The organism is Enterococcus sp. DIV1537a, from assembly GCF_051712085.1.
GTDB classification, from domain to species: Bacteria; Bacillota; Bacilli; order Lactobacillales; family Enterococcaceae; genus Enterococcus; species Enterococcus faecalis.
On sequence record NZ_JBIOOE010000001.1, the window covers coordinates 912,836 to 929,084 of the forward strand.

24 protein-coding genes, 1 tRNA gene and 1 pseudogene are annotated in these 16,249 nt (G+C 34.2%); 25 read left to right on the forward strand and 1 reads right to left on the reverse strand.

Annotated elements, in window-relative coordinates; translation table 11 throughout:
• The first annotated feature begins 207 nt into the window (after window positions 1-207).
• From IGJ41_RS04610 to IGJ41_RS04680, 15 genes are all read left to right on the forward strand, one after another.
• Window positions 208-399 (forward strand): hypothetical protein, encoded by a 192-nt coding sequence (locus IGJ41_RS04610; RefSeq protein ID WP_002371609.1) that lies wholly within the window; start codon window positions 208-210, stop codon window positions 397-399.
• Between the two features lie 12 nt (window positions 400-411).
• Window positions 412-741: a DUF771 domain-containing protein gene (locus tag IGJ41_RS04615; protein ID WP_002358109.1), complete on the forward strand. Its 330-nt coding sequence runs from the start codon at window positions 412-414 to the stop codon at window positions 739-741.
• 7 nt (window positions 742-748) lie between these two features.
• Entirely contained in the window at window positions 749-937 is a 189-nt protein-coding gene (locus IGJ41_RS04620) for a hypothetical protein (RefSeq protein ID WP_438713953.1), read from the forward strand.
• A 66-nt stretch (window positions 938-1,003) separates the two neighbouring features.
• On the forward strand, window positions 1,004-1,303 hold the full coding sequence (locus IGJ41_RS04625) for a hypothetical protein (protein WP_137193401.1): 300 nt from the start codon (window positions 1,004-1,006) through the stop codon (window positions 1,301-1,303).
• A complete protein-coding gene (locus IGJ41_RS04630) occupies window positions 1,300-1,524 on the forward strand; it encodes a hypothetical protein (RefSeq protein WP_002367281.1) in 225 nt (74 codons plus the stop codon). Before IGJ41_RS04625 ends, IGJ41_RS04630 begins: the two co-directional genes overlap by 4 nt.
• 102 nt (window positions 1,525-1,626) lie before the next feature.
• Window positions 1,627-2,643: a recombinase RecT gene (locus tag IGJ41_RS04635; protein ID WP_438713955.1), complete on the forward strand. Its 1,017-nt coding sequence runs from the start codon at window positions 1,627-1,629 to the stop codon at window positions 2,641-2,643.
• Window positions 2,606-3,421: a PD-(D/E)XK nuclease-like domain-containing protein gene (locus IGJ41_RS04640; RefSeq protein ID WP_438713957.1), complete on the forward strand. Its 816-nt coding sequence runs from the start codon at window positions 2,606-2,608 to the stop codon at window positions 3,419-3,421. Before IGJ41_RS04635 ends, IGJ41_RS04640 begins: the two co-directional genes overlap by 38 nt.
• Window positions 3,422-3,435: 14 nt before the next feature.
• Window positions 3,436-4,191 carry a DnaD domain-containing protein gene (locus tag IGJ41_RS04645; RefSeq protein WP_156194148.1) on the forward strand — a complete coding sequence of 252 codons (756 nt, stop codon included), beginning with the start codon at window positions 3,436-3,438 and terminating at the stop codon, window positions 4,189-4,191.
• A gap of 11 nt (window positions 4,192-4,202) precedes the next feature.
• The gene (locus tag IGJ41_RS04650) at window positions 4,203-5,042 is read left to right on the forward strand and encodes an ATP-binding protein (RefSeq protein WP_438713960.1); all 840 of its coding nucleotides are present in this window, start codon (window positions 4,203-4,205) and stop codon (window positions 5,040-5,042) included.
• A 138-nt stretch (window positions 5,043-5,180) separates the two neighbouring features.
• On the forward strand, window positions 5,181-5,450 hold the full coding sequence (locus IGJ41_RS04655; protein ID WP_033597119.1) for a hypothetical protein: 270 nt from the start codon (window positions 5,181-5,183) through the stop codon (window positions 5,448-5,450).
• A gap of 148 nt (window positions 5,451-5,598) precedes the next feature.
• Complete coding sequence (locus IGJ41_RS04660) at window positions 5,599-6,069, forward strand: DUF1064 domain-containing protein (RefSeq protein ID WP_002365121.1); 471 nt, start codon at window positions 5,599-5,601, stop codon at window positions 6,067-6,069.
• Window positions 6,070-6,088: 19 nt separating this feature from the next.
• Window positions 6,089-6,694 carry a hypothetical protein gene (locus tag IGJ41_RS04665; RefSeq protein WP_279446799.1) on the forward strand — a complete coding sequence of 202 codons (606 nt, stop codon included), beginning with the start codon at window positions 6,089-6,091 and terminating at the stop codon, window positions 6,692-6,694.
• A gap of 15 nt (window positions 6,695-6,709) precedes the next feature.
• Window positions 6,710-6,922 (forward strand): hypothetical protein, encoded by a 213-nt coding sequence (locus tag IGJ41_RS04670; protein WP_425139221.1) that lies wholly within the window; start codon window positions 6,710-6,712, stop codon window positions 6,920-6,922.
• Between the two features lie 36 nt (window positions 6,923-6,958).
• Entirely contained in the window at window positions 6,959-7,363 is a 405-nt protein-coding gene (locus IGJ41_RS04675; protein ID WP_424677827.1) for a hypothetical protein, read from the forward strand.
• Window positions 7,364-7,519: a hypothetical protein gene (locus IGJ41_RS04680; protein WP_154230867.1), complete on the forward strand. Its 156-nt coding sequence runs from the start codon at window positions 7,364-7,366 to the stop codon at window positions 7,517-7,519.
• Window positions 7,520-7,525: 6 nt separating this feature from the next.
• Here IGJ41_RS04680 and IGJ41_RS04685 read toward each other — a convergent pair whose 3' ends face one another.
• Complete coding sequence (locus IGJ41_RS04685) at window positions 7,526-8,323, reverse strand: hypothetical protein (RefSeq protein WP_438713964.1); 798 nt, start codon at window positions 8,321-8,323, stop codon at window positions 7,526-7,528.
• A 312-nt stretch (window positions 8,324-8,635) separates the two neighbouring features.
• Here IGJ41_RS04685 and IGJ41_RS04690 point away from each other — a divergent pair.
• The 10 genes and pseudogenes from IGJ41_RS04690 to IGJ41_RS04735 form a co-directional block, all read left to right on the forward strand.
• Window positions 8,636-8,809 (forward strand): annotated as a pseudogene (locus IGJ41_RS04690) (DUF3850 domain-containing protein); the annotation flags it as partial.
• A gap of 1,123 nt (window positions 8,810-9,932) precedes the next feature.
• Window positions 9,933-10,400 (forward strand): ArpU family phage packaging/lysis transcriptional regulator, encoded by a 468-nt coding sequence (locus IGJ41_RS04695; RefSeq protein WP_002380819.1) that lies wholly within the window; start codon window positions 9,933-9,935, stop codon window positions 10,398-10,400.
• Between the two features lie 301 nt (window positions 10,401-10,701).
• Window positions 10,702-10,773 (forward strand) — tRNA-Trp (locus IGJ41_RS04700).
• A 137-nt stretch (window positions 10,774-10,910) separates the two neighbouring features.
• Complete coding sequence (locus IGJ41_RS04705; RefSeq protein WP_078122819.1) at window positions 10,911-11,213, forward strand: hypothetical protein; 303 nt, start codon at window positions 10,911-10,913, stop codon at window positions 11,211-11,213.
• Between the two features lie 128 nt (window positions 11,214-11,341).
• On the forward strand, window positions 11,342-12,133 hold the full coding sequence (locus IGJ41_RS04710; protein WP_085444122.1) for a S1 family peptidase: 792 nt from the start codon (window positions 11,342-11,344) through the stop codon (window positions 12,131-12,133).
• A 70-nt stretch (window positions 12,134-12,203) separates the two neighbouring features.
• The gene (locus IGJ41_RS04715) at window positions 12,204-12,515 is read left to right on the forward strand and encodes an HNH endonuclease (protein ID WP_078122817.1); all 312 of its coding nucleotides are present in this window, start codon (window positions 12,204-12,206) and stop codon (window positions 12,513-12,515) included.
• A 322-nt stretch (window positions 12,516-12,837) separates the two neighbouring features.
• The gene (locus tag IGJ41_RS04720; protein ID WP_197080401.1) at window positions 12,838-13,272 is read left to right on the forward strand and encodes an HNH endonuclease; all 435 of its coding nucleotides are present in this window, start codon (window positions 12,838-12,840) and stop codon (window positions 13,270-13,272) included.
• A 128-nt stretch (window positions 13,273-13,400) separates the two neighbouring features.
• Complete coding sequence (locus IGJ41_RS04725) at window positions 13,401-13,712, forward strand: P27 family phage terminase small subunit (protein WP_002358082.1); 312 nt, start codon at window positions 13,401-13,403, stop codon at window positions 13,710-13,712.
• Window positions 13,709-15,388 carry a terminase TerL endonuclease subunit gene (locus IGJ41_RS04730; RefSeq protein WP_438713968.1) on the forward strand — a complete coding sequence of 560 codons (1,680 nt, stop codon included), beginning with the start codon at window positions 13,709-13,711 and terminating at the stop codon, window positions 15,386-15,388. Before IGJ41_RS04725 ends, IGJ41_RS04730 begins: the two co-directional genes overlap by 4 nt.
• A 56-nt stretch (window positions 15,389-15,444) precedes the next feature.
• The gene (locus IGJ41_RS04735; RefSeq protein WP_438713970.1) at window positions 15,445-16,209 is read left to right on the forward strand and encodes a hypothetical protein; all 765 of its coding nucleotides are present in this window, start codon (window positions 15,445-15,447) and stop codon (window positions 16,207-16,209) included.
• Window positions 16,210-16,249 lie beyond the last annotated feature (40 nt).

A 16,249-nucleotide genomic window follows, 5' to 3' on the forward strand; every position in this document is an offset into this window, starting at 1 on the left:
TTGTTCTTGTAAGTTAATTGGATAGAAAAAAGCAAACTAAAAACACACCTTATAGCATTAAGTTTGGCGACCGAGTGCATAATAAAGGTTTTGTTATAGGCTTATTTCGTATGTCTATATACTACACTATAGTGTAGTGTTCGGTCAACAATTTTATACAATTCTATCTAATTAACTTACTAACTATTAAAAGGAGGGATAAATAATATGCCAGACACAACGACAGGCAGAACTAAAATTCGTGAATACTTTGATAAAAAAGGAATTTCTTTAGTTACTGTAGCAACATACTTTAATATTCCAAAACAAGACTTGAATGATTATCTTTCTGGGAAAAATCAAAGTAAAAAGGCTCATGAAACGCTAACCGCAATTATTGAATACTACAAAATTAGATAGGGGGTCAGTAAGATGACGCAACTGATAGAATCAAAAATTTCAATTGAGATACCGTCTAATTTGATTCTGATTGAAAAGGCAAAGATTTTAGAATTAGAAAATCAAACCTTAATTGGTCAGACGTGGAATGCAAAAGATGTTACTAACCGCCTAGGTGGGAAAGATATACGTGACTGGAAACTCGTTTTCTATAAATATCGCGAAGAGGTAGATATAAGAAACGGCGGATTCGTAAAGTTCCCAACTAGTAAAGGGATGCCTTGGAAGTTTCATGCTAAGATGACCGCTCATTTTATAGATATTCATTGGAAAGAATTCATGGAGACGAAAGATCGTTTTTAAAGAAAGGATGATCACATTGAGAAAAATCTATCATTTAAGACGTATAGCGGCATTGCTAATCGTTTTTGGTTTGGGACTTTTAGTAGGTGGCAATGTTGGAGCATTAATCCAAAACGTTTATATAGCAGCTTTCATTATTTGGTTGCTCTACTACGATTTAGCGTTGGAAGATCGTGAAATAAAAAAACAAAAATAAAGACCCACTTCGACGGCCATCAAAGTAGGTCAATTACAAATATCAAATTCAAGGAGAGTGTACCACATGAATAAAGAAATTGAAAGAATGATTATTGAACTTGAAAAAGAATGCGAGGCACAGAATGTTGAACTTCTTCTGTGTGCTACAAATTTTGAAACAGGCCAAGGAAGTACTGCGTTTTGTGGTTCAGTTATCGGGTTAGCTATACTCTTGCAAAAACTTGTAGGTGATCTAAAAGAGCAATTAAGTATAAGCGAATCTTGTGATTGTCCAGAATGCGTAGCAGAAAGAGCCGAAGATGCTGCAAATGAAAAATCTATGGATGAACTACTAACTGCATTTTTACGAGGTGAACTGCAATGATTGAAGTAAGAGGTTTAAGTGATGATGTTTACGAATTAATGTTAGCGAATGCTCAAAATAGAATTGTTCAATCAATTCGAACTGCAGCAGCGAATGGTAATACAAGTTGCGTAGTGAATAGTAAAGGTCTTACATCAACGTTTTTATCTCAATTAGAAACAGAAGGATTTGATCACGTTGAACTTGAAGAAAACAAAACGAAAATATTCTGGGAGTGGTGAAAATGCCTGAATTTGATTCGTTAGGTGCTAGACAAGAGCCGCCAGAAGAAAAAGAAGTATTAGAGCCAACGTGGGAATATGACGAAGAAGAGGAGAATGACAATGAGTAACGATTTAACACAAATGACACAACGATCTTTAGATGAACAAGTCATCGGAAATTTAAATAGATTGCAAGAGCAGGGATTAGAAATGCCGCCAGGCTATAGTCCACAGAATGCATTGAAAAGTGCTTTCTTTGAACTAACTAACAATTCAGGAGGGAACCTTCTTCAGTTGGCAGCTAACAACCCAGAAACTAAAACATCTATTTCTAATGCCTTACTAGATATGGTCATCCAAGGATTATCACCTGCGAAGAAACAATGCTATTTCATTAAATATGGAAATAAAGTTCAGCTTATGCGCTCATATTTTGGAACCATGGCTGTGTTAGATCGAGTAACAGGAGGGGCAGATATCACGCCTGTTGTAGTCAGAGAAGGCGATGTATTTGAAATTGCTATGGACGGACCAGACTTAGTCGTGGCTAAACATGAAACATCCTTCGAAAATCTAGACAACGACATCAAGGCTGCCTATGTGGTTATTAAATTAGCAAATGGTAAAGAAGTAACAACGGTCATGACAAAGAAACAAATTGATAAATCATGGAGCAAAGCAAAAACAAAAAATGTTCAGAATGATTTTCCAGAAGAAATGGCCAAAAGAACTGTCATCAATCGAGCTGCTAAGTATTTAATCAATACTAGTAACGATAATGATTTATTTGTGCAAGCTGCTAAAGACACACTCAAAAATGAATTCGAACGAAAAGATGTGACACCAGAGCGAGAAGAGCAAACAGCGGTACTCGAAGAAAAAATATTTGCCAACAATAAAAGAACTATAAATCAAGAAAAAGATAAAGAACAAATTACACGTATAGCTGATGTTCCAGGGCAACCCGATATTGAACAAGCCAAACCAATTGAAAAAGAAGATTTAAAGAAAGTTGCGGATCAAATTTTAGAAGAACCAGTTCAAGAAACTTTAGATGTGATGGCTGGTTATGAACACAATCAGAAAGAGAGTGAAGCTGATGTCTCAACGATTGAAGAAGACGATTATCCTTTCTGATGAAAATTATTATTCACAAGAAGCGGACCTAGCTTATATGTCTGTCTCTCAATATAAAAAATTTCTAGAATGTGAATCTGCAGCTCTTGCCAAGTTAAAAGGCGAATGGACACCAGAGAGTGATCCAAAAGCATTACTTGTTGGTAATTATGTTCATTCTTACTTTGAATCACCAGAAATTCATGAAGCATTTAAAGAAGAAAACAAAAGCAAGATGTTTTCTTCAAGAAAGCCGTTTGGCCTACTGAAAGATTTCCAAATTGCGGAGCAGATGATTGAAAGATTAAAACAAGAAGAAGCCTTTTTAAATATTTATCAAGGCGAAAAAGAAGTGATCGTCACAGGTGAAATTGGCGGAGCAGTGTGGAAAGGGAAAATTGATTGTTTAAATTTAGAAGAAAAGTATTTTGTAGACATCAAAACAACCAAAGATATGCATGAGAAGAAATGGGATGAACGTTTAAACAGAAAAGCAAACTTCATTGAACGCTTCGGTTACGTGTTGCAAATGGCTGTTTATTGCGAACTGCTTCGGCAACAATATGACAAAAATTTTCTTCCTCTCATAGCAGCCGTTTCGAAACAAACACCTAGTGAAGCAAAACTAATCACTCTTAGCGAAGAAAAAATGATTTACGAATTAGAAGAATTAAAAGAAAACATCGAGCATGTTGTGCGAGTGAAAAAAGGCGAAGAAGAACCAGTTAGTTGTGGAACTTGTGAATATTGTAGAGGACACAACAAAATTACCAATTTTACCAGTATGGACGATTTATAGGAGGTGCATAACGAATGAATGCTGGTTACGTCAAATTGTATCGTAAGGTAATGGATTCATTCGTATGGACTAATCCTTACATGTACAAATTGTGGAACTTGTGTTTGATGAAAGCTAGCCACGAAAACAGAAAATTTCTTTTTAATGGAAAAGAAATATGGTTGAACAGCGGAGAATTCGTCACAGGGCGCGACGCAATAACGTTTGAGATGAATAAAGGTGTCAAACGTGAACATCAAGTGAACAGCGGTTCTGTATGGAGATGGTTAAAACGATTTGAAAAAGAAGGAATGTTGAACATCAAATCAACTACGAAATACAGCGTCGTATCAATAAATAACTGGGATGATTATCAAGCAAGTGAACATCAAGTGAACATCAAACGAACAACAAGTGAACAACAAGTGCACACAAACAAGAATGAAAAGAATGAAAAGAATGAAAAGAATGTTGTAGTAGTAGAAGAGCAGCAGTCAGTTTTTCAACTTTATCAATCAATTTTTGGAATGCTAAATTCGGTCACTACTCAAAATTTAGAGTACTGGTGTAATGATTTATCAACTGAATTAGTAAGTGAAGCTTTAAAAATTTCCGCAAAATCAAATGCTAGAAATTTCAAATACACTGAAAGTATTTTGAGAAATTGGGAACAAGAAGGCGTTAAAACTTTAGATGATGTAAAAGCATTAGCCGTAAAAAGAGAACGTACTACAACCAAGCAACAGAAATCAAACACAGGTCATTCGGATTACGATGATCTTGGATTTTAGGAAGTGAAAGAATGCAGTCAGCATCAGATGGATTTTCAAAAATGATTAAAACGTTGCTTTATATTACACCTGATCCATGTCCAGAGTGCGGAGGAAATCTTTATGCTTGGCGTGCAAAAAACAAAGATGGGTCCGATAGGTGTCCGCCAACTTGCATGGAATGTGGCTATAAAGCACGCAAAAAAGCAGAAGACCTCGAAACAGAGAAAATGTTTAACGATAGTTTGAAAGCTAGAGCGATTAATTACTTGAAGTACAGCTCTCTTTATACCGACAAAAATTTAATTAATTGTCGTTTTAAAACTTACAAAACAGTAGACACAGAAACTAAGCTTGCTTTTGAAATTGCCAATCGAGCCACGACTGAAATTCTTTTGAATAAACCAACTCATATGATTCTTTCAGGAAAAAGCGGTGTTGGTAAAAGTCATTTAGCTATGTCAACGGCATGGGAAGTGTTGGAGAGATCAAACTATGATAAACGCTGCCTGTTCATTAGCTATGCGGAACTCTTAGAACAACTAAAATTTGCGATGAAAGATGAACAAGCCAGAAAGACAATAACAGGAACCTTAATGGCAGAGATTAAAAGCGCTGATTTAGTTGTTTTGGACGACTTAGGGGCCGAGTTAGGCGTTAAAGGGAATAACAGTACCAACTTTAATAATGACACCTTAAATCGCATTGTAGAAGCTCGGCAGAATAAAGCAACAGTGTTTACAACGAACTTAACAGGTAAAGAAATGAGCCAAGCTTATGGGGAGAGAATCCTTTCTCGCATCATGAGTAATTCACAAGGTTTTGTGATGAAAATTGAAGGGACATCAGACAAACGAGTAGCAGGCATCTGAAATGTTATTTTTAGCGAATATATTCAGCGTAGAACAGTTTTACAATCAAGCGAATAGAAATAGATGTAAAGAAAGAAAAAAGGCTTAAAACGCATTTTAAAGCCTTAAAAACAAATCGATAGAAAGGGGAATCATTCAATGCCGTATGTAGTGAAAATTTCAGCTTATCTTGGCAAAGATGGTTGGCCAGTAGCTAATTTGAAAGATGCTGTGCTATTTGAACAAAAAGAGACAGCAGCTATTTCAACAATCGTATCTGGCGGAACTGTTTCAGAAGTAAAGGAAGCCATCATAATGCCAGAAAAATCGAAGAAACATATAGGAAAAGCTATCAAACGGGGTGCTAAGAAGGAACCAACCGAAAAAGCAACCAAAAGTAATCAAGCCTGGATGAAAGGGGCTAAATAAGAATGAAGTGTGTTAGGTGTCAAGATCAGCGTGTGATTTGGGGAAAAGACAGATTTAATTATGCAACGCCCGTTCCATGTCCTGAATGCAACAAAGATGGAAAAGCAGTTCGATCGGAAACTGCTACCAAGGAAAGGGAGTTAAAACAATGCAATCACCAACAGCCCTGAATAAGCGAGGAAATAAAGTCACGATTGATGGTTACACATTTGATAGCCAGAAGGAAGCTAACTTTTATACAAAGTTTGTCAAAAATTGTGGGTTGCCTTTTGAAGTTCATCCGCGTTTTAAACTAACCGAACTTACACCAACTGCGGATGGTATAGGTAAAATTTCGGCGATAGCTTATTCACCTGACTTCATCATAAAAAACTTAGATGGAAGTTGGAGACATGTCATTGACATTAAAAACTCTTTTGGTGTGTATGGCATTGACCAATCCGTTAAGCTTCGTTTTCGTCTATTTGCCCTTAGATATGGTCATCCAGTTGAAGCGATTGTTGTTCGTGCTAGAGATTTTAAAGTGATTACACAAGGCGTAACTAAGCCTTTAAACGAAAAAAGACCATTCATAACCGATAATTTCGATTACGAATGGAAAGATGCAACTAATTATTAAACGAAAGTAGGAAAATAAAATGACAAAACAAGTAAATTTCAGACCAGAAGTGAAAAAAGTGACATCTAAATCAAACGGAAATATCGAAGTGCTATTAGTGGTTAGCAACGCTTCATTAAAAGGAAAATATGAAATTTTAAACGAATTTTTAGGCAAAACAGTATCAACGACCATCGAACCAGAAACAGTAGAATACAAGGTACCAGTTAACAAGCAGACCAATAAGCCGAATGTCGAATATGTTGTAAATAACGACGGGACAGTTGAAGTTCTAAAAGAAGAACAAACTTCTTTAGAAATGGGCGATGATGTGCAAGAAGTCGAAGAAGTTGCTGTGCAAGTATCGAAAGAAACCATTGACGAATTCATAAAGAAAGCAACGACTATCGAATGGCCAGAATCAGTAACAATCAACGTTCGTGGCGTATTGCATCGAATAGATGAAGGGGAAGCGCTAGAAGAAATTGCGTCTGATCATGATGTTTCAGTTGAAAATCTAATCAACCAAGTTGAACTTGCACGCCAACATTTTGCACCGTTTGCAGATTCTTGGAGCAAAAACAAAGAGAACATCATTTTCCCTGAAAAGACAGTTGAAGATGATGAAGAAGAAATCGAAGAATAATCTCGTAGAAAGTGAGTGTTCATTTTGCTGGAGATTTATTATACGCCAACATCCGCAATAATTGCGGATGCATTGGCTAAAACATATGAAGTCGTTTCTTTAGACAAAGCTAGAAATATTGCGAAGAAATTTAAGGCTAGTTTAAAGCAGAAAACTGACCTTTATGTGATTGAGGGAATTTTGATTGATGCTGGTTATAAAAAAGAGCCAATAAAGTTTAAGCTTTAGAAGAAACCTCGCCCGATAATGCTAGGTGAGTTATACATGACTTTGGAAATCTATAATAAAGGCGTAGATCAATTCTTAACACCATACTATGTAGCTCATCTAATGGCAGAAATGAATTTTAGCGAAAAGGGCAAACAATTGAAAAAGGGATATCCATTACAAATGAATTGGACTTTAGTTCCTGGTTCAAAAGGTGCAGTGAAAATTAAACCTAGTTCATATAATAACAGCACATACAACGATGTAGATAATTTATATCCAAGTGTCGACAGCTACTGTCAAACAAAAAAATGGCTGAGATTGTTAAACAGTTACAACAACCAATTCGACGAACTCAACCAGAAACGCCACAACAAAACAATTGGGAAGAACCATAGGTGCTACACTAGCTCAATAGCCAACTCGGGGATTTCAACCTGGAGCATTTTCGGAGGATCATAGTTGATATTAGGGGAAGGACATCATACACAAGACTTTAGTGACCATACTGATTGGATTATTGAAGAGCTAACAAAAGATAGTACTAGAACGTACTTTTTAGAAATAAATTGGTTTGATGAACCAACAATAATTGATATTGAAATGGCAAAAAAATAAAAGGGGCTATCCACCAAGTCCCTTTGTCACAAAATAACTAATGAAAGCTGAAAGTATATTAGTAACAACAAATAAAACTATAAAAAAATAAGGTTTTTCTTTGAATCTATACCAATGCGCAAAGAATGTCCTTCCATACAATTCTTTTTTAGAAGTATTAGTTTTAAGAGTTCTGTCTATAGCCATGTTTATCATTTGTGTAAACATACGTACCTTACTTGAAGTAGACACACTTAATTCATAATATTGTTCTTTTTCAAAAGCTGTTGCCTCATCGGCACCAGTTAAATAGTATTTTGGTTTCAAATCGTTTTTCTTCATAAGATTGTCCATCTTTTTATCTTCGATATAATTTGGACCATAAATTTCTTTGAAGAGAGAGGCAATATTAATTTTTTGGTTATCAGGAAGAACAAAAGGGTTTCCTCCTAGTACCTGATAACGGTGTTCCAGCGCTTTAAATCCAAAAATAGAATCTCTCATGTCCCAATGTAACCATTTTCTATTTTGATTGTTTTTTAAGTAATCAAAATATTTATCTAACATTTTTTTTTCTATTTCGTTGTAATTTTTTGATATTTCATCAAATGATTTTCCCATTTCTTCAGCAGATTTGTAAATTGCGAATAATTCTGTTTGACCAAATTCGAGATTTTGAACTGCTATAGAGGTTATTCGTGGACTTTTTCCACCAAGATCATAAAAACTTTCACATGAATAGTGAATAACTAAATATTTAGCTTTATCTTTATCGATTTTTTTTAGAGTATCTAAACCTTTTAATCTATCAGTAATTTGACTCATTATAATCCTCCATTTTTATCTAATTATATCAACAAAAAAAGGGAAAGTCTATGGCACTTAGACCATACCAAGAAGAAGTTCATTCTACTGTCCAAAATGAGTGGCAGAATAACAAAAAGAAAGCATTATGAGTTTTGCGTATAGGAGGAATCTGAATGAAACTATATCGATATGAAAGTTCAAAAAATACTGGGTGTTGGACTGTTGGACAGAAGGCCTAAATCACTCAAATAAAAAATTCGAAGAGAAAAAAAGCTACTTAATGGCTGACGTTCCTGAGGAAGATGAAACAGTAAAACTAGTCACAATTGAGGCGATAAACGTTTTGAAATCCGTAATAATGACCGTAACTATCAAAAAGGCGATATCTTACGCTTAAACGAATATCAAGACGGACAGTATACAGGTGATGTTCATATTGCAGAAATAACATACATTACAGATTATGCCCAACAAGATGGCTATGTAGTGCTGGGGATTAAGTGAGGAGGACGGATAATCAAGTTTTAAGAGATTTAAACCAATTCCTAATAATGTCTATAATCAAACCCAGAGAAAAGTATGAAATAAAATGAATTAAAGATGAAATAAATATTCTTACAGAATAAGGTTGATTCATATAAAATTCATCTAACTTAGGGGATTTTATAAGCAGATTCGTGCCTATAAAATCAGTAATAGCAAATAGGAACCCCTTGTTGTCATAACCACTAACCCAAGTAGTTATAACGATAAGACTGAACAAGCTCAATAGAATTGTGAATAAATACTTTTTCATGTAGAATGCTCCTCAAATAATTTATTAAAACTAATTTTAGATGGAAATCAAAACCAGATTTAATCAGTTTATTGCATACATTATCCATAGAATAAACAGTATTAATAATATAACGAATAAAGCAGAACCTGTGGCAATAAAAAAGAAAGGCCAATCGACTGAATTTTTAAAGTCAGGCCATGTTTGAATTTTTCCATTTTTAATTACATCAATTTCCAAGTTATATAAATAACTCAATAAAATAAGTCCTAAAAGGATTGAATAATCTTTATGATTGAATACTATATAAAAATAGATTATTAACCACACAATGCTCGATAATATTCTTTTACGCAAGATAAATGTTAATTTTCTTTTCAATTGAACGACTCCTCGAAATTTTCGTTAATTTTCTTAGGAAGATACACATAAATAGTATATGACTACGGACTATGAAATTTTAGTTAAAAGCCAGCCGACCACTGACTGGCTAATGTGTTAGAAGACAACTGTTTTCCGCCAGTCGTCCTTTAGGTGTGCATTAGCACTTGTCCTAAGTAAAGCGCTAGAGTTCGTGTGACCGTATAGGTCAATAAAGCGTCTCTGGTGGAGACAGGAACTACTGGTAACTGTTTGCTCGCAATTACCATAGAAAAAGAGGAAATTATTCCAGAAATAAAATCCCCAAGAAAGTTAACAAGATTATATCATGAGTAAATGTATTTGAAAATAATATCACATAGTTCGTATTGTAAAAAGTTTATTTAGTAGAAAAATAAAAAAGCCGGATTCCTCCGACCGTTGGTAATATTCTCGACACGAATATTATACCATAAACGGGGGAATCAAGGGATGGTACTTTTTGACGTAAAGAAATATGAAACACCAGATGCAAAGGACGTAGATATGGAGCAAACTAAACATAACGTCAGTGTGTTCCTGTCTGCCTATCTTGCTGCTAGATGTCGTGTTGGTCAGCCGAGGGAACCAAAAGTAACAGCTTCATTCTCTTTGGTTCCACCATCAACGGCCAATAACGTTTTCGAAGCCGAGCAAATGTTAATCCAGAAAGAAGAAGCCCAAGAAGAGTTTGATTACCTTCATAAGCTTTTTGTTAGAGGTTATTCTGCGATTCAGCATCCGCACAAACCAGATGTTACCGAGCGAAGAAAAAGAATCTTCTATGACCGTTATATCAACGGCAATCCGATCTATCTAGCAGCGCAACGGAATTGCATCAGCGAAGAATCAGTGAAACAAGAATCTAATATGATTATTGTTCAATTTGCTTCGGCACTGGAACTGGTTGCTTTTAAGTAGCCATTTATTACACTTTTTATACCTCTTTTATACACTTTATCTACACTTCATATACCTTTGAAACGGGTTATTATGATAGTGTCAAAAAAATAAGAAATGCGACACACTTACACAAATACATTAACGGAACGATTGCTTACTTATTTTTTTGATTTGAGATTACAAGGAAGTAAAAAAATTCTACTTTCTTCGTTTAGTCACTTGTGATCTCATTTAGATTCTCTCGCAAACCACCAATTATAAAACTAAAGAAGTGAGGTGAACTTCCTCTCTCTTTTTTCTACAGGTTTGCGAGAGTTAATGGAGCATAGCTTAATCGGTAGAGCAGCGGTCTCCAAAACCGTTGGTATAGGTTCGAGTCCTATTGTTCCAGTAAGTGGCATAAGCTGCTTAAATAATATAGATCGTCAATGAATGTTCGGACAAACAAATTGACGCTACTACCTTTCACGAGGGCTGCATTTATATGCAGTCCTTTTTACATAATTTTATAAGGAGGTTGTTACATCTATGAGTAAAAAAGAACAGATTAAAAAGCAGCAAGCACAGTTCTTAGAAATCATGAAGAAGGTTCGTGAAGAGAAAGATATAGATGCGCTTGCAGAATTATTTATTGAAATCATTTCGGTATATGGTCTGAAGATGGATGAGACATCAGCATTACTTTATTACGTTCAGAAAGAAACACTTGAAGCAGATCACAATGCACAGTTCTTAAACGAACGATTGAAACTTGATGTTAAGTCGCTAGGTATTGAAGGTGTGCTGCAAGTACAACGTGCGTTGGTTAATACGTATACATTAACTTTATAAGAAAGGAATAACTACTACTCCAATATTGAAATATCTATTTGTTCTATAAAATAATCAATTTATGCCTTTTACTTAACCTTATAATTTAGATATAATACTGTTAACAAAATAGAAAGGTGGAAATATTCATGGATATAGGAGAACGATTACTTTCGTGTACTGTGAGATTAGAAACTGAAAGTAGTGTTGGTACAGGCTTTTTTTATAAGATGAGAGTAGAAACTAATGGAGATTTTAAACCAGTTATAGTAACTAATAGACATGTACTTGAGGATGCAAATGAATTAAGTATAAGGTTGAGATGCGAACATAAAGATGGAACAATTATCAATCGCGATTTTCCTATTACTAATCTTGAAGGTAATGTTGTATTTCATCCCAATCCGGATATTGATTTAGCGGTGTTTCCTTTCCCGGGTTTATATGTTATAGCATCTCTATTTGAACTTACCCCTCTGATTACATATGTTTCAGAAGAAGATATTCCTAATGAAAATGAAATAGAAAAACTAAGTCCTATTGAAGATGTTATTGTAATTGGATATCCCAATGGTCTGTGGGATGACATCAATGTAAGACCGTTAGTCAGAAGAGGAATAACAGCATCAGATTATAAATTGGATTATCAAAATAAACCACAATTTATTATTGACTGTTCTATATTTCCTGGTTCAAGTGGTTCGCCGGTATTTTTGTATAATACTGGGCCTTATCAGGAGGGGAATGATGTTTTTTTAACTGGTGTACGAGTGAAGTTTTTAGGTATAAACTCTAGTGTTTTTATTCAAAATTTAGAAGGTGATATTGTTGAAAGGCACGTTCCTACAAAACTAAGTACAGTTTCAAGACTACCTATAGGATTAGGGATAATAATCAAAGCTAACCAACTTAAAGAAATGGAAGAACTTTTACCAGAGTAAATATTATAAACAAAAGGACTGATTAAAAATAATCGGTCCTTTTGTTTAGAGAAGGGATAAAAGAGTAATTTTGATTGATGTATCATCCAAGCAAGCAAGATCAAAGTTCTATGGTTCATCAAAGTGGAGAAGATTAAGACAGCAGTGTTTAGAGCGGGACCATTACGAATGCCAGTGGTGCAAACAAGAAGGTAAGTTAACAACTCAATATGATTCTATTCTTGAAGTGGATCACATTAAAGAGTTGGAACATTATCCGCAGCATGCATTAGATATAGACAACCTTAGAACGTTATGCAAAGACTGTCACAATAAACGACACGGAAGATTTAACTATAGAGAATCGAAAAGAAAAAGAAAGTGGGATGATGAATGGTGGTAGAAGCTGATATAACAACGTTTATACGATATAATAAATAAGAGGATGAGTTAGGAGTAGCTACCTGATTTAAAGAATGTCTTTCCTCTTTATTTTATCGGAACAATCGGAGGTAATTAAAATGAATAAGGAATGCGAATGGTGTGGCGATAAGTTACTTAACACCAAGAGTCCCAGACGTAAATTTTGTGATGATGTTTGTAGGGCCAGATATCGTAGAGCGAATGCTGACAAGACAGGTTCATACAAAGTTACATGTGTATGTTGCGGTAATAGTTTTAGAACATATCATGATACTAAAAAGTATTGTTCAGAGGAATGTCGGTTGACAGGTTCATCAGAGCACTTGACTAACAGAACTAAAGTTATTCACGAATTGAAGTGTAATGAATGCAGTAATACATTCGGTTCGACTAATAAGGAGCAACGCTTTTGTTCTTACAAATGTAAAACTAGAAACAGAAATAAACTTAATGAACTAGAAAGAAGAAAGTATTATGCTGAAGGTGATAAGGCGATAACTTTATCTAAACTAATAGGTAAAGAAAATAATATTTGTTATATATGTTTAGGGGGATGTGACTCAAATGATTATATAGAAGATGCTAACGGTACAATCATTTGTGGTAACAAATATCCAAGCGTTGAACATGTAATACCTTTAAGTAAGGGTGGCAAACATGAATGGGATAACGTCAAGTTAGCACATAGAGGATGTAATATAAAGAAGTCAAATAAAGTACAAAAGAATCTCGCTTGAGGTTCTTTTTTTACGCCCCCAGTCAAAAAGTTTTAAATAGAAATTGTCATATGGGATACCGGTGGATGGGGTCAACTGTCTAAAAATATACGTTAAATTTTTTTATAGGGGGGTGATTGCTATTGAAAATGGCAGACTTGAAAAAACAGTTGATGAGTCAAATTGACGAAAACGATCAACTAGAAGTTGAAAAAGTCGAGAGATATCTTGATTTAGTAAAGCTTTATAAAAAAATGAATTCGTCTATTTCTAAGTATGGAACTATTGTAGAGTTTGAAAACGGAGCGCAGAAATACTTAAAAATCAATCCAGCAATCGCCGAAAAAGTTAAAATTTCACGTGCATTGATTGCTTTAGGAAAAGATCTTAACTTAGATGAATCAACAAAAATTGTGACTAGCGTTGATGATGATAATTATAGCGAGAGTGACTTAGTATGATTAAGCAAAAACATGTCGATTACTATATACAACAATATAAAAAAGGTGAAATAAAACTAAATAAAGAAAGAATTGAACTAATAGAATATCTTGAAAGAGATATACTTTCAAGAGACGATATATATTTTAATGACAAAATGATAGACGATTGCATCAATTATGGTGAGAAATGGTTTTTTGAATTACAGCCATTTCAAAAATTTTTGATTGCTTTCGTCTTTTTGTATTTTAAAAAGAATAACAGAAATTTTTATCGTAAATTTCTATGGATGTTTGGCCGTGGTGGCGGTAAAAACGGGCTTCTTTCTGTCGTTCTTAATTTTTTACAAACTGAATTACATGGAATTCTAGATTACAATATTTCGATTGTTGCGAATTCAGAAGATCAAGCAAAAACTTCTTTCGAAGAGATTTATAATACAATCAAACGAAATAAAACACTTCAAAAAGCTTTTGAGTATGGAAAAACAGTTATAACCTCTAAAAAGACTGGCAGCTATATAAGATTTAGAACGTCGAATGGCGATACTAAAGATGGTTTAAGAGATGGAGCGGTAGCTTTCGACGAAATTCATCAATACCCTTCGAACAAAGATGTGAAAGTGCATATTTCCGGATTAGGAAAAAAGCCAAACCCTAGAGAATTTTATGTAGGAACAGATGGATATGTTAGAGAGGGATTTTTAGATTCTCTTAAAGAAAAAGCCAAAAGAGTGTTAAGTGGTTCTAGTCGACCTAATGCTATTTTCCCTTTTATTTGCAAATTAGATTCAGAAGACCAAGTGACAGAATCAGAAAACTGGGAATTAGCAAATCCGATGTTTCATCAACCTTTATCAGAGTATGCCGAGAGCCTTTTAGAAACTATTTTTGAAGAATATGAAGACTTAGAGGACGATCCGTCAAATAGAGAAGAGTTTATGACTAAACGAATGAATTTACCAGTTACAGATTTAGAAAGATCAGTGGCTAGTTATGAAGAAATAATGGACACCAATCGTCCTTTACCAAATTTAGAAGGTAGACAAGCAATTGGATGTTTGGACTTTGCTAGCTTGCGAGATTTTGCTGCATGTGGTCTTTTATTTAAAGATAGGGATGACTATGTTTTTAAAACCCATTCATTTGTTAGAAAGCAATTTGCAGACATATATTATGGATATTCCAGGAAAGCATCAGAACAAACAAAAGAACGATTCGCACCGATAAAAGAATGGGAAAACAGAGGATTATTATCTGTAGTTGATGGAGCTACAATTGAACCACAAACAGTTGTCGATTGGTTTGTTGAACAACGATATAAATACGGGGTTACAAAAATTGTTGCCGATAATTTCAGAATGGATGTATTGAGACCGTTATTAATAGCTGCGGGATTTGAAGTGGTTGTGATAAAAAATCCTAGAGCGGTCGATAGTTTGCTTGCACCAAGAATAGAAACGGCGTTTGCTAATAGACACATCATTTTTGGAGAAAATCCGTTAATGCGGTGGTACACGAATAATGTATTAGTAAAGACAAACAATGATGGAAATAAGACGTACTTAAAAAAGGAAGAAGTTAGAAGGAAAACAGATGGATTTAAAGCATTTGTGTGCGGAATGTATTTGGCAGATGAACTAACAGATTATAATTTTGAAGATGCATTTACTATACTAAATGATATTAAATTTTAATTAATGACGACTCAATATTGTTATTGTATAATTGATTTAAAATGGAGGTTTTTAATTTGAATCGATTTGGAAAAGAGATTAAGTCTTTTTTTAATAATCCACTGGGGATTATTGGTATGTTCTTAGTATTGACCGAAGGAATAGCAGCTATTGTTATTACTCAATCACAGTTAGAATTTGTATTGAACTTAATACTTGTTATTTTCATAGTTTTATTTCCTATAGTCACGCTATCTTGCTTTGTTTATCTAGTGATAAAACATCATAAAAAATTATATGGACCATCTGATTATAAAGATGAAGCTAACTTTTTACTTACTTTCAATAATGAAACACAGGAGACAGAAGTTATAAAGGTTACATCTGTATCAGAAAATAAATCTTTGCATATTGATAGTAATATGCAACAATTTGAAAAGAAAGACTTTCAGGTACTAGTGAATCAAAGATTAGATAATTATGGAAAACTAATTGATAATTTAGAACTTAAGTCTATACCTGCAAAAATTTATAGTAGTAGTCTTAACTATGGAACGAATGAAGATGATGCTGCAGAATCAATATGGCTAGGTAAAGATGTCCCTCTAGATCTTGCAAAAAAAGTTTTGGATATTTGTTTCAATACAAGTGAAAAATTAAAATATATCAGATTAAGCGAACCTAATATAGGAAGTGCTCAACTACAAATATTTATTGGTGGAAGCAAAAACACATCTTTGAAAAGAGGAACAAAAGAACTAAACGATGAATTAAAAGAAAAATTGGTAGCTTCAAATACAATAGAAGAATTGCATAGTTTGATTATGGATAACTATATATAAAAAAAGCCTAGAAATAGGTTTTTTTTTATTGTGAAAGGGG